Annotated in this window: 16 protein-coding genes; 9 read left to right on the top strand and 7 right to left on the bottom strand. The window is 74.2% G+C overall.

Annotated elements, in window-relative coordinates:
- On the bottom strand, positions 1-2,232 hold a 2,232-nt coding region (locus B7P34_RS28900), incomplete at its 3' end, for a sensor histidine kinase (RefSeq protein ID WP_106681143.1).
- Positions 2,233-2,534: 302 nt separating this feature from the next.
- Here B7P34_RS28900 and B7P34_RS28905 point away from each other — a divergent pair.
- Entirely contained in the window at positions 2,535-3,299 is a 765-nt protein-coding gene (locus tag B7P34_RS28905; RefSeq protein ID WP_106681144.1) for a protein phosphatase 2C domain-containing protein, read from the top strand.
- Between the two features lie 39 nt (positions 3,300-3,338).
- On the opposite strand, the gene B7P34_RS28910 is transcribed toward B7P34_RS28905, so the two are convergent.
- On the bottom strand, positions 3,339-3,833 hold the full coding sequence (locus B7P34_RS28910; RefSeq protein ID WP_223268337.1) for a MarR family winged helix-turn-helix transcriptional regulator: 495 nt from the start codon (positions 3,831-3,833) through the stop codon (positions 3,339-3,341).
- Between the two features lie 226 nt (positions 3,834-4,059).
- Here B7P34_RS28910 and B7P34_RS28915 point away from each other — a divergent pair, with 226 nt between their 5' ends.
- Positions 4,060-4,935: a lysozyme gene (locus B7P34_RS28915; RefSeq protein ID WP_106681146.1), complete on the top strand. Its 876-nt coding sequence runs from the start codon at positions 4,060-4,062 to the stop codon at positions 4,933-4,935.
- A gap of 85 nt (positions 4,936-5,020) precedes the next feature.
- On the opposite strand, the gene B7P34_RS28920 is transcribed toward B7P34_RS28915, so the two are convergent.
- On the bottom strand, positions 5,021-7,891 hold the full coding sequence (locus tag B7P34_RS28920) for a M4 family metallopeptidase (protein WP_106681147.1): 2,871 nt from the start codon (positions 7,889-7,891) through the stop codon (positions 5,021-5,023).
- Between the two features lie 119 nt (positions 7,892-8,010).
- Positions 8,011-8,868 carry an MBL fold metallo-hydrolase gene (locus B7P34_RS28925; RefSeq protein WP_189383135.1) on the bottom strand — a complete coding sequence of 286 codons (858 nt, stop codon included), beginning with the start codon at positions 8,866-8,868 and terminating at the stop codon, positions 8,011-8,013.
- 121 nt (positions 8,869-8,989) lie between these two features.
- On the opposite strand from B7P34_RS28925, the gene B7P34_RS28930 reads away from it, so the two are divergent.
- Complete coding sequence (locus B7P34_RS28930; protein WP_106681148.1) at positions 8,990-9,415, top strand: MarR family winged helix-turn-helix transcriptional regulator; 426 nt, start codon at positions 8,990-8,992, stop codon at positions 9,413-9,415.
- Positions 9,416-9,481: 66 nt separating this feature from the next.
- Here the strand turns inward: B7P34_RS28930 and lon are convergent, their stop codons facing one another.
- Positions 9,482-11,875, bottom strand: a complete 2,394-nt coding sequence (gene lon, locus B7P34_RS28935) for an endopeptidase La (RefSeq protein WP_223268338.1) — start codon at positions 11,873-11,875, stop codon at positions 9,482-9,484.
- A 190-nt stretch (positions 11,876-12,065) separates the two neighbouring features.
- On the opposite strand from lon, the gene B7P34_RS28940 reads away from it, so the two are divergent.
- The gene (locus B7P34_RS28940; protein ID WP_146166963.1) at positions 12,066-12,767 is read left to right on the top strand and encodes a hypothetical protein; all 702 of its coding nucleotides are present in this window, start codon (positions 12,066-12,068) and stop codon (positions 12,765-12,767) included.
- Here the strand turns inward: B7P34_RS28940 and B7P34_RS28945 are convergent.
- On the bottom strand, positions 12,719-13,720 hold the full coding sequence (locus B7P34_RS28945) for a helix-turn-helix domain-containing protein (protein ID WP_106681151.1): 1,002 nt from the start codon (positions 13,718-13,720) through the stop codon (positions 12,719-12,721). The two genes, B7P34_RS28940 and B7P34_RS28945, sit on opposite strands and share 49 nt — an antisense overlap.
- A 131-nt stretch (positions 13,721-13,851) precedes the next feature.
- On the opposite strand from B7P34_RS28945, the gene B7P34_RS28950 reads away from it, so the two are divergent.
- On the top strand, positions 13,852-14,718 hold the full coding sequence (locus tag B7P34_RS28950; protein WP_106681152.1) for an NAD(P)-dependent oxidoreductase: 867 nt from the start codon (positions 13,852-13,854) through the stop codon (positions 14,716-14,718).
- A gap of 299 nt (positions 14,719-15,017) precedes the next feature.
- Here the strand turns inward: B7P34_RS28950 and B7P34_RS37745 are convergent, their stop codons facing one another.
- Positions 15,018-16,034 carry a rhomboid-like protein gene (locus B7P34_RS37745; protein WP_189383137.1) on the bottom strand — a complete coding sequence of 339 codons (1,017 nt, stop codon included), beginning with the start codon at positions 16,032-16,034 and terminating at the stop codon, positions 15,018-15,020.
- Between the two features lie 194 nt (positions 16,035-16,228).
- Here B7P34_RS37745 and B7P34_RS28965 point away from each other — a divergent pair, with 194 nt between their 5' ends.
- From B7P34_RS28965 to B7P34_RS28980, 4 genes are all read left to right on the top strand, one after another.
- Positions 16,229-16,972: a spermidine synthase gene (locus B7P34_RS28965; protein ID WP_106681154.1), complete on the top strand. Its 744-nt coding sequence runs from the start codon at positions 16,229-16,231 to the stop codon at positions 16,970-16,972.
- Positions 16,973-17,079: 107 nt separating this feature from the next.
- Entirely contained in the window at positions 17,080-17,817 is a 738-nt protein-coding gene (locus tag B7P34_RS28970; RefSeq protein WP_030366311.1) for a response regulator transcription factor, read from the top strand.
- Positions 17,818-17,864: 47 nt separating this feature from the next.
- The gene (locus B7P34_RS28975) at positions 17,865-19,007 is read left to right on the top strand and encodes a HAMP domain-containing sensor histidine kinase (protein WP_223268339.1); all 1,143 of its coding nucleotides are present in this window, start codon (positions 17,865-17,867) and stop codon (positions 19,005-19,007) included.
- Between the two features lie 240 nt (positions 19,008-19,247).
- On the top strand, positions 19,248-19,496 hold a 249-nt coding region (locus B7P34_RS28980), incomplete at its 3' end, for a 2-oxoglutarate dehydrogenase E1 subunit family protein (RefSeq protein ID WP_146166964.1).

Consider the following 19,496-nt stretch of genomic DNA (forward strand, 5'->3'; position numbering starts at 1 on the left):
TATCGTCGCGTCGGCCTCGGCGGGGGCCGGGACGGGCGCGGCCGGCGGGTCGGCCGGGTGGACGGGCGGCGGCACCTGGGCGTGGGCGGGCCGGGCCGCGTGGGACCCGGGCGCCCGGTGGGAGTGCTGGGGGCGGCCGCGCAGCGTGTGGGAGTTGGCCTCGGCGATGGAGCCGGGGAGGTGGACCTGGGGGACGGCCGCGGCGCCGGGGACGGGCGGGGTGTCGCCGAGGCCGGTGACGGCGGGCGGCCCTGCGGGCAGCAGGCCCACGGGCAGGACGACGACGGCGGCGACCCCGCCGGTCGCCTGCTCGCGCAGCTGGACGCGGATGCCGTGCCGGGCGGCGAGCCGGGCGACGACGTACAGGCCGAGGCCGAGCTGCGACTGTCCCGCGCGCCCGGAGCGGCCCGCGCCGGCGGCCCGGGCGGTGTGGTCGGGGACGGCGGGCGGGGGCCCCGCGGGGGCGGGGTCGGCCAGCAGGGCGTTGGCCTCGGCGAGCCGCTCGGGGGCCATGCCGATGCCCTCGTCCTGGACGCAGAGCACGATCTCGCCGCCCTCCAGGTGCCATGCGGAGACCTGGACCTGGGCGTCGGGCGGGGAGAACGCCGTGGCGTTCTCCAGCAGTTCGGCCACGAGGTGGCTGACGTCCTCGGAGGCGAAGCCGGCGAGGCGGGCGTGCGGCGGCAGGGACTGGATGCGCACCCGCTGGTAGCGCTCGATCTCGCCGGAGGCCGCCCGCAGGACGTCGAGCAGCGGTACGGGGCCGGCGCGGCCGGTGCCGCTCTCGGCTCCGGCGAGCACCAGGAGGTTCTCGCTGTTGCGGCGCATGCGGGTGGCGAGGTGGTCGAGCTTGAAGAGCGTGTCGAGGCGCTCGGGGTCGGCCTCGTGGGCCTCCATGCCCTCGATGACGGCCAGTTGGCGCTCGACGAGGCCGAGGGTGCGCAGCGACAGGCCGACGAGGATGCCGAGCTCGCGGGCGTCGCCGGCGGGGGGCTCGGCGGGGAGGGCGGCGAGGCGCTCGGTGAGGCGCTGCTGTTCGGCGCGCAGGGAGTCGCGTTCGTCGGCGGCGTCCTGGCGGGCGGTGATGAGGCGGGTGCGCTCGCCTTCGAGGGCGGCGATGCGGCCCTGCTGGCGCCGGAACTTGCCCTGGAGGTGGTTGACGGCCCGGGCGGTCTCGGCGAACTCGTCGTCGCGGCCCTTGAAGGCGATGGGCTCCTCGGTGACGGGGTCGGCGCTCACGCGGCGCGTGCCGGTCCGTACGGAGGCGAGCGGGCGGGTGATCGAGCGGGCGGACCAGATGCCGGTGAAGAGGGCGGTGAACAGGCACAGGGCGGCGGCCATGACGCGCCGCTCGAGCTCGGTCATGGCCTCGTGGCGCACGGTTTCCAGGCGGGGCGCCTCGGCCTCGGCGAGGGCGTCCTCGACGCCCCGCATGCGCTGGAGGCGGGTGGTGAGGGCGATGCGGACGGGCTCGGCGGGCTGCGCGGCGAGCTCGCCGGACGACGGGGAGCGCGTGAGCCGGTCGAGGAGGCGCTGGGCCTCGGCGACCTCGGGGCCGGTGACCGCCTCGGCGTAGGCGTCGCGGGCGGCGGGGGGCGCGAGCCGGGTGAAGTCGGCCAGGGCGTCCTGCGTGCGGGCGTCGGCGCGCTGGGCCGCCACGGCCAGCTCGGGCTTGCGGCCCTGGGCGGCGAGGGCGGCCAGGAGCAGGCCGCGGCTCGCGGAGGCCGCCTCGGTGGCGCGGGCGAGGGGCGGCAGGGCGGCGGAGTCGCCGCCGGTGCGCCGGTCGAGGGTGTCGGCGAGACCGCGCAGGGCCCGCACGGCGGGGGTGTAGGCGTTGTAGGCGGCGAGGGCGTCGCCCTTGCCGGAGTGGGCCTCGCGGCGGGTCGCCGGGAGGGCGTCGAGGAGCTCGCGGACGGCCGGCGGCGCGGCGGGCCGGAACTCCTCGATCTGCCGGTCCAGGGCGACGCGTTGGCGGTCGGAGAGGCCGGCGCCGGTGGAGTCGGCGCGGCCGCCCGCCACGTACTGGACCATGCCGTCGCGCTCGTCGGCCAGCGAGTGCGCGAGGGCGAGGGCCGAGGCGTCGGCGCTCGCCAGGGCGGCCAGGCGGCGGGCCTCGGTGAGGTCCCGCCAGGCCTCGCGGACGCCGAAGGCGCTCGCGCCGAGCACGGCGAGGGTGATGACCGCGACGGATACGGTCAGTCGGTTACGTACGCGAGCGGTGCGCTCCGGCACCGCCGTGGCCCGCGGCTTCCGTCCGCCGCCGCCCCCAAGCCGCTTCTTCCGCACCGGTGCTCACAATCTTCTCTCGTCCCGCCCCTGGTACTGATTTGACCCTTTCAGCACCTCTGAGGGGCCGGGGTGTCCATCGACCGCCCGGCCACTCGAAGGAGTGAACATCCCTTACTGATTGACAATCGGCCTGCTTCACTCATCGCACACGTGCCAGGTCAGCACGTCACCTGAAGCAACGCGGAGGGCGCCGACAGGATGCGCACGTGCCCCCGTCGAATTCCGGCATCCGGCACACTGGCCCCATGCGCATCGAACTCGCCACCCAGCCGGGGGATGTCCGACACCCGAACGAGGACTTCGTGTCCGTCGCCCTGCCGGCCTCCGGTAAGGGCGGTGCGCTGGTGCTGCTCGACGGGGTCACGCCGCCGCCCTCCGGCGGGACCGGATGCGCGCACGGAGTGCCCTGGTTCACGGCCCGGTTGGGCGGCGCGCTGCTCGAACTGGCCGTCGCGGGGCGGGAGCTGAGCCTGTCCCGTTGCCTGTCCGGCGCCATCTCCCGTACGGCGGAGGCCCATCGGGACACGTGCGACCTCGGCCACCGGCGCACGCCGCAGGCCACGGTGGTCGTGGTGCGGTGGGACGACGTACGCGTGGAGTACCTGGTGCTGTCGGACTCCGCGCTGCTCGTCGAGTCCGCGGGCGGCGCGGTGACGGCCGTCCTGGACGACCGCATCGAACGGCTGCGGGCCCTGGGGCCGGTGACGGACGCCGCGCGCAACGCGGAGGGCGGCTTCTTCACGGCCGCGGCGGACCCGGACGTCGCCGGGCGGGCCGTGACCGGCGCGTTCGCGCGGGCGGAGGTGCGGGCGCTGGCCGCGCTCACGGACGGCGCGGGGCGGTGGGTGGAGGTGTTCCGGGAGGGGGGCTGGGCGGACTGTCTGGCCGTCCTCGCCAAGGAGGGCCCCCAGGCGCTCATCGACCGCGTACGGGCCGTGGAGGAGGGTGCGCGCGGGGAGCGCCTCGGGAAGCGGCACGACGACGCGGCGGCGGCCTACGTCGAGCTCTAGGCGCCGCCCCGCACGGTCCGTACCGCCGCCGCGGCCGCCTTACTGCTCCGCGCTCGTGTTCAGCTGGTGCAGCAGGCGGGCCAGCTCCGCCACTTCGCCCCGGTCCCAGTCCGCCAGTTTGCGTACGTACTGCGCGCGCCGGGCGTCGCGCACGCGCGTGAAGCGGGCGCGGCCCTCCTCCGTGATGCGGACCAGGGAGGCCCGGCCGTCGGCCGGGTCCGGCTCGCGGGTGACGAGGCCGAGCTCGGCCAGCGCGCGCAGCTGACGGCTCATCGTGGCCTTGCCGACCCCGAAGTACGCCGCGAGGTCGGTGGCGCGCTGCGCGCCCGCGTCCTCCAGGCGGACGAGGAGGCCGTAGGCGGCCGCCTCCAGCTCCGGGTGCACCTCGCGCGCCATCTCACCGGACGACGCCCGGGCCCGGCGCAGGAAGACCGCCAGCTCGCGTTCCAGGGAGAGGTACGCCTGGTCCATACCTCTGCTCCGCGCGGCGCCCGGCACGCCCTCCTCGGGGGGCGGGGTGGTCGTCTGGTGCACGTCAGGGCCCTCTCCGGCTTTCCGGTTGTTGAAAGTTTTTCCCGTTCGCGGTCTTCACCGCAGCTCCGCCAGTATTTCGCAGGATTAGACCAACGGCAGCACCGCGTCCCCCTATGCCTGGCGCGCTCACCGCCATAACGTCATTTATGACATGGCCATACCAATGTCTCCGTGCCGTCGGCACGTCATTGGTACTCCCCCCACGGACCCTTCTGGAAGGCACGCCATGGTCACGTTCAGACGCAGATCCGGCCGCACGGGCCGCAGCTCCCCCACGGCGTTACGCGCCCCCTCCCCCCTGACCGCCCTCTCCCTCCTCCTCGCCTCCCTGTTGTCCTCCCTCTGCCTCCTCCTCGCGCCGCAGGCCGCCGCGCACGACGCCAAGCGGCCCGCCCACCCGGAGCGGGACTGGATCGGCTCCACCCTGCGGGACCACGAGCGCCCCGGCCCCGGCACCCCTCCCCCGCCTCAGCTCGCCTCCGTCGAGGGCGTCGACGTCTCCAGCCACAACGGCAGCGTCCCCTGGTCGTCCCTCTGGAACAGCGGCAACCGCTTCGCCTACGTCAAGGCGACCGAGGGCACCAGCTACACCAACCCCTCCTTCGCGCAGCAGTACAACGGCTCCTACGACGCGGGCATGATCCGCGGCGCGTACCACTTCGCCCTGCCCGACAACTCCGGCGGCGCCGCGCAGGCCGCGTACTTCGCGACGCACGGCGGCGGCTGGTCCCAGGACGGCAGGACGCTGCCCGGCGTCCTGGACATGGAGTACAACCCGTACGGGCCGACCTGCTACGGCATGAGCGCGAGCGCACTCGTCCGCTGGATCTCGGACTTCTTCGCCACGTACCAGGCCCGCACGGGCCGCGACGCCGTGATCTACACGTCGACCGGCTGGTGGAAGCAGTGCACCGGCAACTACGGCGGCTTCGCCGCGGCCCACCCGCTGTGGGTGCCCCGCTACGGCTCCTCCGCGGGCGAACTCCCGGCGGGCTGGGGCTACTACACCTTCTGGCAGTACACCGACACCGGCCCGACGGTCGGTGACCACAACCGCTTCAACGGCGCGTACAGCCGCCTCCAGGCCCTCGCCACCGGGTGAGGCACCGACCCCCACGAGAAGAGCACCGGGCCCCCGGCACATCGGCGCCGGGGGCCCGGTTCTGTCGTCGTTCAGCGATCAGCGGTCAGCTGCAGGTGCCCGCCGGGCGGGTGCGGGTGACCAGGTCGGTCGAGCTGGTGGTGCCGTCGATCCACACCACCTGCTTGCCGCCGGCCGCGGCCGGGGAGGACTGCTCGCCGCGGTTGCAGGAGACGCGCGCCCGGGAGGAGCCGTCGGCCGCGAACTGCCACAGCTTGGGCAGCGACTCGTTGTAGCCCGCCGCGTCCGGCTGCGCGTCGGTGACCGTCACCGCGCTCTCGGAGGCGGTCAGCTCGGAGGCGCGGAGCGCGCCGGCGCCCTTCTCCGGGCTGAGGTCGGCGACGCCGGTGCCGTCGAGCTTGGCGCGGCGCACGGCCACCTGACCCTTGTCGTCCGGCGTCTCGTCCACGAGCCAGAAGACGCCGGTCGCGTTGATGCCGGTCTGACCGATGTTCTCGGGCTTGCCGAGCTGCCCCATCAGGGTCTTCTTGCCGGTGGCGAGGTCCAGCACCTCGGTGCCGACGCGGTAGTCGTCGCCCTCGGGGTAGAGGGTGGCGTACGCCATCCTGCCGCCGCTGAGCGACGGGAGGGCCGTCGACAGCTCGGCGCGGTCGCCGTCCACCCAGGTGGGCTGCCTGTCGCCGGTGCGGACGTACCCGACGTGGCGGCCGCCGAGGAGGTCGGCCGAGTCGAAGACGACCGTGCCGGCCTCGACGCGCACGTTGTACACGGTGGCCGTGTCGGTCGAGTACAGCTTCTTGACCGGGCCGCCGGCCAGCGGCCGGGAGAGGACGTCCGTGCCGGTCTTCCCGTAGGCGACCCAGGCGACGGTCTTGCCGTCGGTGGCCGGGCTGACGTGGTAGCGGCCGTCGTTGGGGCTGATCAGCTTCGGGGCGCCGCTGCCGTCCACGCGGCCGGCCCAGACGGAGTACGCCTCGGAGCCGTCGTCGTTCGACCGGGAGGCGGTCCACCAGCCGCCGCCCGCGCCCGCCTCCGTGCCGGTGGTGTTGAGCTTGGCGGAGAGCACGTCGGTGTCGACGCCGAGGGCCTGCTCCCAGTTGGGCACGACGCCGTGGGCGTTGAAGGAGCGCTGGACGACATTGAGGTCCTTCGCGGAGACGCCGAGCGCCTTGGCCGCGGCGATGACGGCGTCGCGGCCCTCGGTGAAGCCGTCGAGGGGCGTCATGTACTCCGCGAGCGCCTTGTAGACGATCTTGTCGGCGAGGGTGCGGCCCAGGTCCTCGCGGATGTCCCACAGGGCGCCCGAGAAGATGGTGGAGTTGAGGTGCACGCCGCCGTTGTCGGTGCCGAAGCCGACGCCGAGGAAGTTCTTCGACGTGGTGTGGCCGTCGTTGAGGTCGCGGAAGGCGCACTGCCGCGGGGTCTTCGTCCGGCAGAGGTTCCCGCCGAGCAGGCCCGCGTCCGGGTCGTCCATGGCCGTGCCGGCGGCGTCGACGGCGATGGCGTTGCCGAAGTAGTCGGCGAGGGCCTCGTTGAGGGCGCCGGACTGGCCCGCGTAGACCAGGTCGGCGGTGTGCTCGACGACGCCGTGGGTCATCTCGTGGCCGACGACGTCGAGGTCGGCGGAGAGCGTCTTGTAGTCCTGGTCGCCGCCGCCGTACACCATCTTGGTGCCGTCCCAGAAGGCGTTGACGTACGCGCCGCCGAACTCGGTGACGCCGACGAGGGAGTTGATGGCCATGCCGCGGCCGTCCAGGCTGTCGCGGCCGTGGACCTTCTTGTAGTAGTCGTAGACCTTGCCCGCGGCCCAGTGGGCGTCGACGGCCCCGGCCTCCGTGGCGTCCTTGCCGAAGGAGGGCGTCGGCGAGCCGAACTCCTTGATGCCGTCGGGCCAGCGGCCCTCGACCTCGCTGACCTCCTTGCCGCGCGCGTCCCAGGTGGTGACCGGGTTCTTGCTGGAGTCCCACATCCGCGCGTGGTCCGTCATGACGTACTCGTTGCGGGCGGTGTCCTTGACCAGGCCGAGCTCGACGGTCGTCCCGTCGTACTTGACGCCGGAGCCGGTGACGCCGGGGCTGACCGGGCCGGCGGCGGCGCGGGCGGCGGCCTTCGAGGTGTCGGCGGCGGCGGCGCGGGCGCGCGCCCGCAAGGCCTCGGCGCCCGTGCCCGGGTCCGTGCCGAAGGTCTTGATGCCGCTGTACTGCAGCACCGGGTAGCCGGCCTTGGCGTCGACGTAGACCTCGCGCAGCACGGGGTGCCCGGTGGCCGGGTCGGTGCCGCGGACGGTGACGTGGTGGGTGAGGACGCCGGGGCCCTTGGGGACGACGACGAGACCGCGCGCGGTGCCGGTCAGGGACCGGGCGGCGGGCGCGGCGCCCTTCGTGCGGGCGGCGTCGCCCTTGGCGAGCCGCTTGCCGACGAGGTCGTGCAGGGTGGCGGCGACGGCCCGCTCGACGGCGAGCTTCTCGCTCACCTCGGCCCGGGTGTCCGCCTTCAGCCCGGTGAAGTACTTGCCGGAGGTGCCGGTGACGACGCGCTTGCCGTTCTTGTGCTCCATCCGGACGACGTACTGGCCGCCCAGGACGTCGACGCCCTGGTGCTTCTGCTGCAGCCGTACGGTCTCGGACGCGCCCGAACTCAGTGTCTGCACGGGCTTCAGATCGCGGGCCGGCTCGGCGATGCGGTAGCGGCCGCGCTTGCCGGCGAGGTGGCCGCGGGCGGCGTCGGCGGCGCTGCCGGAGGACGCGGCGGCCTCGCGGATGCCGTCGACCAGGGCCGGGGTGGAGGTGCCCTTGCCCGGAATCACCTCCGCCGGGCCGTCGTTGCCGCCGCCTCCCGCCGCGTGGGCGGGGGCCGCGGTGACGAGAAGCGCGGCGGCACCGATCAGTGCCGCCGCGCCGGATATTCCGTTTTTGCTGGTCGCTCTTCCTGCTCTCCGTGAACGTGCGTCGGTCATGCGCGCAGTTCCCCCTCGGGGTGTGACTGGTCAGTCAGCTGAGCATGGTCAGGGACATGCAACCGGCGGGGTTCGCGACCGTCAACGGGGCAAACGGGACAGGAGCTTGAGCGCGTACCTCACGCGTCGACGGGCTCCCACGACGTGGCGCCCGCGCCGTCGCGCAGCACCCGCCCGAACACCACGTCCGCGAAGTGGACGCCGAAGCCGGTCGTGCCGGGCTCCGCCATCTCCTCCACCAGCCGGCGGCGGAACTCCGCGGACTGCCGGGCGTCGTGGTCAACGGCGGCCGACCACTCGGGGTGGGCGATCTGGACCGGCGAGTGCAGGGCGTCGCCGAAGGCGATCAGGCGGCGGCCGCCGCCGGTGATGACGTAGGCGGCGTGGCCCGCGGTGTGACCGGGCGTGAGCATGACGCGGACGCCGGGGAAGATCTCCTCCCCGTCGGTGACGGTGCGGAGACCGGGCTCCAGGGCGGCGAGGACCTCCGCGGACACGCCGTGCTCCTCGGCGAGGTGGCGGTGCTCCCACTCGGGGGCGCTGATGAAGTGGACGGCGCCCGCCTCGGTGAATCGCGCGGACCAGCCGACGTGGTCGCCGTGCAGGTGGGTGACGGCCACGGCCTCGATGCCGGCGGGGGTGCGGCCGAGGCGGGCCAGGTTGTCGAGGAGGGCGCCGCCCTTGATCTCCCCCACGGGGGTGCCGGGCCGGGCCGGGAGGTGCACGGGGCCGACCCCGGCGTCGATGAGCAGGGCGCGGTCGCCGTGCTCGACGAGGAGGCCGCCCATGCTCGCCACGAGGTTGCCGGTCGCGTCGAGGTACGCGGAGTGCTCCGCCCACACCTCGTCGGTGGTGTCCGGGAGCCAGCCGCGCGGGGTCAGCTGCCCGGCGCCGTCCGGCACGTACGTGACCTTGGTGTCGCCGAGCTGCAGGGAGCGGATGCCGGCCGGGCGGTGGAGGCGGGCGTCGTCGGTCATGGGTGGTTCCGTCCTTCGTGCGGCAGGAGTTCTTGATCAGCGACAATAAACTTACAGCTTGAATGATTCAAGCTCGGACATTGATGGCTTGATGTAGTTGCGCTTGGTTACGATGACCCCCATGAGCACCCCGGAAGCGCACGTCACCGCCGAGCGGCGGCTCTGCGGCCTGGTGAACGGCCTCGCCCGCCGGATCGCGGACCACGTGCGCGACCACGCGGCCGCGCTCGACCTCACCGCCCCCCAGGCCACGGCCCTGCGGGAGCTGTCCGGCCCGATGACGATGCGCGAGCTCGCCGACCGCATGGCCTGCGAGCCCTCCAACGCGACCTTCGTCATCGACAAGCTGGAGGGCCGCGGGCTCCTGGAGCGCCGCCCGCACCCCACGGACCGGCGCGCCAAGCAGCTGGTCCTGACCGGCGAGGGCGCGGCACTGCGGGAGCGGCTCATGGAGACCCTCGCCCGGGAGTCGCCGCTGGCCGGGCTGACCCAGGAGGAGCAGGACGCCCTGCACGGTCTGCTGGACAAGGCCCTCAGCCACGGCTGAGCAGGAAAACGGCGCGGGGCCCGCACCTCTGGTGAAGAGGTGCGGGCCCCGCGCCGCTTGCGGCCGCTACGCCGCCACGGCCACCTCCGCCTCGGCCGGCCGCAGGGCCAGCGCCAGCACCTGGCGGACGTCGGAGACCGGGTGGACGTCGAGCTTCTCCAGCACCTCGGCCGGCACGTCGTCCAGGTCCGGCTCGTTGCGCTTCGGGATGATCACCGTCGTCACGCCCGCGCGGTGCGCCGCCAGCAGCTTCTGCTTGACGCCGCCGATGGGCAGGACGCGGCCCGTCAGGGACACCTCGCCCGTCATCGCGACGTCCGGCCTGACCGCCCGGCCCGACAGCAGCGAGGCGAGCGCCGTCGTCATCGTGATGCCCGCGCTCGGGCCGTCCTTCGGGACGGCGCCCGCCGGGACGTGCAGGTGGACGCCCCGCTCCTTGAAGTCACCCACCGGCAGCTCCAGTTCCGCGCCGTGCGAGCGGAGGAAGGACAGGGCGATCTGCGCCGACTCCTTCATCACGTCGCCCAGCTGACCCGTCAGGGTCAGGCCCGCACCGCCCGTCTCCGGGTCGGCCAGCGACGCCTCGACGAAGAGGACGTCGCCGCCCGCGCCCGTGACCGCGAGGCCGGTCGCGACGCCGGGCACGGCCGTGCGCCGCTCCGCCGGGTCCTGCGCGGACTCCGGGGTGTGGTGCGGCCGGCCGATCAGCGGGCGCAGCTGCTCCGCGCCGATGGTGAACGGCAGCTCCTGCTCGCCCAGTTCGTGCTTGGCGGCCACCTTGCGCAGCAGCCGGGCCACGGCGCGCTCCAGGTTCCGCACGCCGGCCTCGCGCGTGTACTCGCCGGCGAGGCGGCGCAGCGCCTCGTCCTCGATCACGACCTCGCCGGGCGCGAGGCCCGCCCGGTCCAGCTGCCGGGGCAGCAGGTGGTCGCGGGCGATGACGACCTTCTCGTCCTCGGTGTAGCCGTCGAGGCGGACGAGCTCCATGCGGTCCAGGAGCGCCTCGGGGATGGCCTCCAGGACGTTGGCCGTCGCGAGGAAGACGACGTCGGACAGGTCGAGTTCGACCTCCAGGTAGTGGTCGCGGAAGGTGTGGTTCTGGGCCGGGTCGAGGACCTCCAGGAGGGCCGCGGCGGGGTCGCCGCGGAAGTCGGAGCCGACCTTGTCGATCTCGTCGAGGAGCACGACCGGGTTCATGGAGCCGGCCTCCTTGACCGCCCGCACGATGCGGCCGGGCAGCGCGCCCACGTACGTGCGGCGGTGGCCGCGGATCTCGGCCTCGTCGCGGACGCCGCCGAGGGCGACGCGCACGAACTTCCGGCCCATGGCGCGGGCGACGCTCTCGCCGAGGCTGGTCTTTCCCACGCCGGGCGGGCCGACGAGCGCGAGCACCGCGCCCCCTCGCCGCCCTCCGACCGCGCCCAGCCCCCGGTCGGCGCGCCGCTTGCGCACCGCCAGGTACTCGGTGATCCGCTCCTTGACGTCTTCCAGGCCCGCGTGGTCGGCGTCGAGGACGCCCTTCGCGCCGGGGATGTCGTACGCGTCCTCCGTGCGCTCGTTCCACGGCAGCTCCAGGACGGTGTCCAGCCAGGTGCGGATCCAGCCGCCCTCGGGGCTCTGGTCGGAGGTCCGCTCCAGCTTGTCGACCTCCTTGAGGGCGGCCTCGCGGACCTTCTCGGGCAGGTCGGCGGCCTCGACGCGGGCGCGGTAGTCGCCGGATTCGTCCTCCGGGTCGCCGTTGAGCTCGGCGAGCTCCTTGCGGACGGCCTCCAGCTGGCGGCGCAGCAGGAACTCGCGCTGCTGCTTGTCGACGCCCTCCTGGACGTCCTTGGCGATGGTCTCGGCGACGTCCTGCTCGGCGAGGTGCTCGCTCAGCCGGCCGACGGCGAGCTTCAGCCGGGCCACCGGGTCGGCGGTCTCCAGGAGCTCGACGCGCTGCTGGACGGTGAGGAAGGGCGAGTAGCCGGAGTTGTCTGCGAGCTGGCCGACGTCGTCGATCTGCTGGACGCGGTCGACGACCTGCCAGGCGCCGCGCTTGCGGAGCCAACTGGTGGCGAGCGCCTTGTACTCCTTGACGAGCTCGGCGACGGCGCCGGGGAGGGGATCCGGGACGACCTCCTCCATGGGGGTGCCCTCGACCCACAGCGCGGCCCCGGGGCCGGTCGTCCCGGCGCCGATCCGCACGCGGCGGACGCCGCGGACGAGCGCGCCGGGGTCGCCGCTGCCGGAGAGGCGGCCCACCTGCTCGACGCTGCCGAGGGTGCCGACGCCCGCGTACGTCCCGTCGACACGCGGCACGAGCAGCACCAGCGGCTTGCCGCCGCCGCCCCGTGCGGCGGCCTGGGCGGCCTCGACCGCGGCCCGCACGTCGGCGTCGGACAGGTCGAGGGGCACCACCATGCCGGGCAGGACGACCTCGTCGTCGAGGGGCAGCACGGGCAGGGTGAGCGGTGCGGACATCGAAGCCATGATCTCCCCTTAGGCAGGCAAGTTGAGCTATGCCGACTCAATGCGTACCGCGCCGCGGATGTTCCCCGTCCTGCGTTCGCTGTGAGCGATCAGCCGCCCGGGAGGAGGTGAGTGATCGTTACGCCCCGGCTGAGTACGGGTGCTCATGCCCGGACCGCCGGGCCCGGCGGACGATCGGTGCATGACACAGCAGCACCAACGCCCGCGGCGGCGCGGACACGCCTTGGTCGCGACGGCAGCGGTCCTGGCCTTCGCCGCCGTGGCGGCCGGCATGACCGCGTTCACAGGGTGGGCCCGGGAGGTCTGGCGGGGCACTCCGTACCCCGTGGCGGACCCCGCAGCCACGGCCCGGCGGCTGGACGGCCGCACGCAGGCCCTCTACGACGCGCTGGGGCTGACGCGCGCGGAGCTGGACGACGACGGACCCGGGGACGGCCTGGCCACCGGCAAGTCGTCCTGCGATCGCCGCGGCCTGCGCGACCTCCCCAAGAACATCAGCGACAGCCCGCCGAGCGAGCCCGGAGTCACCACCGTGCGCGACGAGTGGACGCTGAAGGGCGTGCCCCGGGCCGAGGCCGGGCCCGCGCTCGAACGCGCCGGGCAGCGGCTGACCCGGCAGGGCTGGAAGGTCACCCGGTACGAGCACTCCGACCTGCGGCTGTGGCTGTTCCTCAAGCACCCGGACACCGGCGACACCGTCGGCGTGGAGGAGCTTCCCGGCGACCGCCTCGGGATCACCGCGCGCTCGGAATGCGCCCGCATCCCCTCAGGCACCCCCATGAACCTCGCCGAGGAGCCGCTCCTGCCCGCCCAGCGGGCCCCCGTCCAGCTGCGTCAGGCGGCGGCCGCCCCGGGCGCGCCGGGCGGGAACGACCGCCGGTAGTCCGTGGGCGTCACCCCGAAGTGGAGGGTGAAGTGGCGGCGGAGGTTGGCGGACGTGCCGAGGCCGCTCAGTTCGCTGACGCGTTCGACGGACAGGGCCGTCGACTCCAGCAGGGACTGGGCGCGGGCCAGGCGCTGGACGAGGAGCCACTGCAGCGGGGTCGTGCCCGTGGCGGCCTGGAGGCGGCGGAAGAAAGTGCGGGAGCTCATGCCGGCGCGGGCGGCGAGGTCCTCGACGGAGAGGGGGCGGTCGAGGTGTTCGCGGGCCCAGTGCAGGACGGGGGCGAGGCTGTCGTCGTCGGCCTCGGGCACGGAGACGTCCACGTACTGGGCCTGTCCGCCGGGCCGGTGCGCGGGCACCACGAGGCGGCGGGCGAGCTGGTTGGCGACGTGGGCGCCGAGGTCGCGGCGGACGAGGTGGAGGCAGAGGTCGAGGCCCGCGGTGACGCCGGCGCTGGTGAGGACGTCGCCGTCGTCGACGTAGAGGACCGAGTCGTCCACGCGCACGCGCGGGTGGCGGCGCGCGAGGGCCTCGGTGTGCATCCAGTGGGCGGTGGCGCGGCGGCCGTCGAGGATGCCGGCGGCGGCGAGGGCGAAGGCCCCGGCGCACAGGGAGACCATGCGGGCCCCGGAGTCCGCGGCGCGGCGCAGCGCCTCCAGCAGCTCGCCCGGCAGTTCCCGCTCGCCCTCGATGCACGCTTCGGGCACCGACGGCACGATCACGGTGTCCGCCCCCTCCAGCCCTTCCAGGCCGTGCGAGGCGCGCAGCGTGAGCCCGAAGGGGCCGGGCTGCGGCACGTCCCCGCCCGCGGAGCACACGCGCAGGTCGTACCAGGGGTCGGCGAGGTCGTGGTGCGGGATGCCGAAGACGGTGCAGACCACTCCCAGTTCGTACAGGTCCCACATGGGGACGTCGTCGTCGATCACGGCCACGGCCACGGTTCCGGCGCTCATGATCGCCAGCCTAGGCGGGAGTGGCAGGAATTTTTCGGAGTGCGTCACTTCCGCCACTGTCGGGGCGCCCGCGCCGGTGCGAGGCTGGTCGCACTTGATCAACTTCTGTGACACACGGGGAGAAACCACCCATGAAGGTGACCGTTCTCGGCCTGGGTTCGATGGGGTCGGCCCTGGCCGGCGCCCTCCTGGCGGCCGGCCACGAGACCACCGTCTGGAACCGCTCGGCGGGCAAGGACGAGGCGCTGGTCGCCCGCGGCGCCGCACGGGCCGCGACCGCCGCGGCGGCCGTGGCGGCGAGCCCCCTGGTCATCGCCTGCCTGTCCGACTACGACGCCGTCCACGGCGTCCTCGAACCGCTGGCGGACGACCTGCGCGGCCGCACGTTCGTCAACCTCACGTCCGGCACCCCCGAGCAGGCCCGCGAGAGCGCCTCCTGGGCCGCCGGGCACGGCGCCGCCTACCTCGACGGCGCGATCATGTCGACGCCGCCCGGCATCGGCAACCCGGCGGTCATGCTGCTCTACAGCGGCTCCTCGCAGGCCTTCGCCGAGCACCGGGACACCCTCGCGAGCCTGGGCGACCCGGTCGGCCTCGGCGACGACGCGGGCGTCGCCTCCCTCTACGACACCGCCCTGCTCGGCATGATGTGGTCGACGCTCGCCGGCTGGCTGCAGGGCGTCGCGCTGACGGGCGCGGACAAGGTGGACGCCACCGCCTTCACCCCCGTCGCGATCCGCTGGATGTCCGCGGTCAACGGCTTCATGAGCACGTACGCGCCCCGGATCGACGCGGGCGTCTACCCGGGCGACGACGCCACCCTCGACGTCCACCTCGGCGCGATCGAGCACCTCGTCCACGCGAGCGCCGCGCGCGGCCTCGACACCGGGCTGCCGGAGCTGCTCAAGGCCTCCATCGAGCGGGCGGTCGCGGCCGGCCACGGCGCCGACGGCTACGCCCGCCTGATCGAGTCCGTCCGGGCGGGGGGCCGGGCATGACCGCGCCCGTACGGGAGTCCGCCGCGCCCCGCACGCTCGCCGGCTGGGCCGCCCTCGTCGGCTACGCCGCCGATCACTGCTCCGCGGTCCTGGAGGAAGGCGCGGGCCTCGACTGGTCCCGGCCCGCGGCCGGCCTGGAGTGGTCCGCGGCCGCGACGCTCGACCACCTCGCGCTCGGCCTCGTCGGCTACGCGGGCCTGCTCACGGCCCGGCCCGCCGACCGCTACATCGCCCTCTTCGCCTCGCTCGACCCCAAGGCCCCGCTACCTGCCCGCCTGGAGGGCATCCGCATCGCCGCGTCACTGCTCGCCGCGACCGTCCGCGGCGCGGACGAGGGGGACCGCGCCTGGCACCCGTGGGGCCGCTCCGACGCGCCCGGCTTCGCCGCCATGGGGGTGACGGAGCTCGTGCTCCACACGGACGACATCGCGCGCGGCCTCGGGCTCGCCCCCGCGTTCCCCGGCGGCCACCGCCTGCCCGACGAGCTCTGCGCGCCCGCCGTCGAGCGGCTCTTCCCGGACGCCCCGGCCGGCCACGGCCCCGCCGAGACCCTGCTGTGGTGCACCGGCCGCACCGCGCTCCCCGGCCTGCCGCGGCGCACGGAGTGGGCCTGGGACGGCACCGTCCGCGGCTGACGCGGCCGCCGGCCCCTTGTCGCGCAGGAGGCCCCAGCACGCCATGCCGGTCAGCAGCGCTATGGGGTGGCCCCAGCTGGCGAGGGGGTCGGCGAACTCGACGAGGTCCTGGGCGCACATGAGGAAGGCGAGCCCCAGGACGGTCCACTTCGCGCGCGGGCCCAGCAGCCCGGCGAGGGCGCCCACGCAGGCCATCACGCCGAAGCTGATGCCGTAGTCGAGGCGGTGCAGGGAGGCCTCGGGCAGCTGCCCGGCGGCCACGGCGCCCGCGACGGGCAGCTCGGTGGCGAGCGTGGCCAGGACGTGGCCGAGGAGGAAGACGCCGGCGGTGCGGGCCCCGCCGGTCCGCCTCTCCAGGGCGGAGAGGACGAGGACGAAGAGGATCCCGTACAGCGAGTACAGGCCGCCGGCTATCCACAGGGCGCTGGCGAGCAGGACGACGAGGGGCTGTTCGGCCAGGTGCGCGGCGTCGGTGCTGGACTCGCGCAGGAGCTCGTTGACGGTGGCCTCGTCGCCGTAGTCCGTGTAGATCGCGGTGGCGAGCAGGACCAGCGCGTAGCAGAACGTGAACGGCGTGCCGGCGGGGCTGGGCAGGGCGCGGAGCAGCCGGCCCGGCCGGAGCGCCCCGGGGCCGCGCCGCGGGCGCCGCAGGGACATGCCGTCGGGGTCCACCTCGTTCACTCGGCCAAGCCCCTTCCTCGCGGGGTCCGTACCGGCACCCGGCGGGACGAAAAGCGATCCCGCTTCCGCCCCCTCCGAGATTAAGGTCCATCGAGGGCAGGGGAATCAAGCGAGTCCGTGACTCCGGTCACGCCCGTCAACCTCACATCCGCCTGCCGCGTCCGCCGAGTACCGACCGACCCGGAGGCCACCTCGTGACCACCCTCCAGCGCGACCCGTACGACACGCACGACGCTCCCGGCTCCCCCGGCGGGCCCGTCACCCTGGACCGCCGGGACGGCCCGTACGGAGAGGTGGTGCTGCGCCGCCGGGGCACGGGGGACGGCGCGGTCCACGAGATCATCGCGAACGGGTGCTTCCTGATGGACACCTCCGACGGGCGCTCGGAGCGCGTGCTCGTGGACGCGGCGCTGGCCGCGCTCCCCGCGGACCGCGCGGAGCCCGCCGTCCTCATCGGCGGGCTGGGCGTCGGCTTCTCGCTCGCCCGGGCCGCGGAGGAGCCCCGCTGGGGGCGGATCACGGTCGTGGAGCGGGAGCCCGCGGTGATCGGCTGGCACCGGGCGGGGCCGCTCGGCGGGATCTCGGCCCGGGCGCTCGCCGATCCCCGCACGGAGATCGTGGAGGGCGATCTCCTCGGCATCCTCGGCCACGCGCACGCGTCCCCGGCCGCCCGCTACGACGCGCTGTGCCTGGACATCGACAACGGCCCCGACTGGACGGTCACGGAGAGCAACGACGGCCTGTACTCCCCCGCCGGTCTCGCGGCCTGCCGGGAGCGCCTGACGCCCGGCGGTGTGCTCGCCGTATGGTCGGCCCGGCCGTCCGCCCGGTTCGAGCAAGCCCTCCGGAATGCCGGTTTCGAAGGGGTACGGACCGAAGAGATCGCGGTTGCCCGGGGCGTACCGGACGTAGTGCACCTCGGGCAACGTGCCGCGTAGCCGTCGCCCGCCGCGTGCCCGTACCCTGCTTGCCACAGCTGCCGAAGCCGGCGCTGCCGAGGCCGGCAAAGAACGACGCGACGAAAGACGCTAGGGGCGGGGCGCGCATGGAGCAGACACACATCGGCCCGAACGGTGCCGCCGCGTCCGCCGGGGCGCAGCGCCGGGTGCTGGTGGTCGAGGACGACCGGACCATCGTGGACGCCATCGCGGCCCGGCTGCGGGCCGAGGGCTTCCAGGTCCGCACCGCGGGCGACGGGCCGGCGGCCGTCGACACCGCCGAGGCGTGGCAGCCCGACCTGCTGGTGCTCGACGTGATGCTGCCGGGCTTCGACGGCCTGGAGGTGTGCCGGCGGGTGCAGGCGCAGCGGCCGGTGCCCGTCCTGATGCTCACGGCGCGTGACGACGAGACCGACATGCTGGTCGGCTTGGGCGTCGGCGCGGACGACTACATGACCAAGCCGTTCTCCATGCGCGAGCTGGCGGCGCGGGTGCACGTCCTGCTGCGCCGCGTGGAGCGGGCCGCGCTGGCCGCGCACACCCCGCGCAGCGGCATCCTGCGGCTGGGCGAGCTGGAGATCGACCACGCGCAGCGGCGGGTCCGGGTCAGAGGCGCGGACGTGCACCTGACGCCGACCGAGTTCGACCTGCTGGTGTGCCTGGCGAACACGCCGCGCGCCGTCCTCTCCCGCGAGCAGCTGCTGGCGGAGGTGTGGGACTGGGCGGACGCCTCGGGCACCCGTACGGTCGACAGCCACATCAAGGCGCTCCGCCGGAAGATCGGCGCGGAGCGGATCCGCACGGTGCACGGCGTGGGCTACGCGCTGGAGACCCCGGCGGCATGACCGGCGGCACGATATGACGGGCAGTGCGGGATGACAGGCGGCACGGCGTGACCGGCGGCACGGCCGGCCCACGGGGCGGCGCCGAGCGCCGCAGGGGCGTCGGCATCCCGGTGGCGGGCCTCGGCGGGCGGGTCTGGGAGGCGCTGCGGCCGCTGGACCCCTACCGGTCGGTGAAGGCGGCGCTGGGCGCCCTGGTCATCGGCTCGGTGGTGATAACGACCTTCCTGGTGTTCGTCGCGATCCGGTCGGCGACCGAGCTCCGGGTGATCACCGTCTTCTCGATCATCGCCTCGCTGCTGATAACGCAGTTCGTCGCGCAGGGCCTGACCGCGCCGCTGGACGAGATGACCGAGGTCACGCGCGCCATGGCGCAGGGTGACTACACGCGCCGGGTGGGCGCCGGGCGGCGGGACGAGTTCGGGCACCTGGCGAACGCGTTCAACCGCATGGCGGCCGATCTGGAGGCGGTGGACACCCACCGCAAGGAGCTCGTCGCCAACGTCTCGCACGAGCTGCGGACCCCGATCGCGGGCCTGCGGGCGGTGCTGGAGAACGTGGTGGACGGCGTGTCGGCCGCGGATCCGGAGACGATGCGGACGGCGCTGCGGCAGACGGAGCGGCTCGGCCGGCTGGTGGAGCAGCTGCTGGACCTGTCCCGGCTGGACAACGGGGTCGTGCCGCTGCACGCGCGCCGCTTCGAGGTGTGGCCGTACCTGGCGGGCATCCTGAAGGAGGCGAGCATGGCCAACGGTTCCAGCTCGTCTCCGCACGCCCGCAAGGACGTCCATCTGCACCTGGACGTGTCCCCGCCGGAGCTGACGGCCCACGCGGACGCGGAGCGGCTGCACCAGGTGGTGGCGAACCTCGTGGACAACGCCGTGAAGCACAGCCCGCCGCACGGCCGGGTCACGGTGCGGGCGCGGCGGGGCGAGGGGCCGCAGTCGCTGGCGCTGGAGGTGCTGGACGAGGGCCCGGGCATCCCCGAGGCGGAGCGGCACCGGGTCTTCGAGCGGTTCAACCGGGGCGGCTCGGGCCAGCAGGGCCCGGGCACCGACGGCGGCACGGGGCTGGGCCTGGCGATCGCGCGCTGGGCGGTGGATCTGCACGGCGGGTCCATCGGGGTGGCCGAATCCCCCCACGGTTGCCGCATCCAGGTCACTCTTCCGGGCGGACCTCGCGATCAATGTTGACGTATGGTCGATGGCGGAGGCACACATTCGAGGGAGTGTGGGGCGCGCTGGAGCGAACCCTGATGCACCCGGGGCGGTCAGAACCCCGTGTGTTTCCCGCCAAGTCATGCCCCGAAACCCCCGAGCAAATGTGACTTGCGCGACTGCTTGCCCGGGTGGCCTGCATCAACCGTGCAGACAGGCGTAGCCTTTATTCCCGCTGTCCATCACCTTGTGAAGCGGAAGAGGGCGGTTACCGCCGTGTCGCCACAGTCCCCCAACACCTCGAGCATCTCGACCGACCAAGACGGGCAGGGCAAGAGCCCTGCAGACGTATTCGGTCCCAATGAGTGGCTCGTCGACGAGATCTACCAGCAGTACCTCCAGGACCCGAACTCGGTCGACCGAGCCTGGTGGGACTTCTTCGCCGACTACAAGCCGGGCACGGCATCGGCTCCGCCGGGGCAGGCTGTGACCGCGGCCGGCGCCGCGCAGGCCCCGGCCGCGCCC

This window comes from Streptosporangium nondiastaticum (assembly GCF_003011965.1).
In the GTDB taxonomy this organism is placed as follows: domain Bacteria; phylum Actinomycetota; class Actinomycetes; order Streptomycetales; family Streptomycetaceae; genus Streptomyces; species Streptomyces nondiastaticus.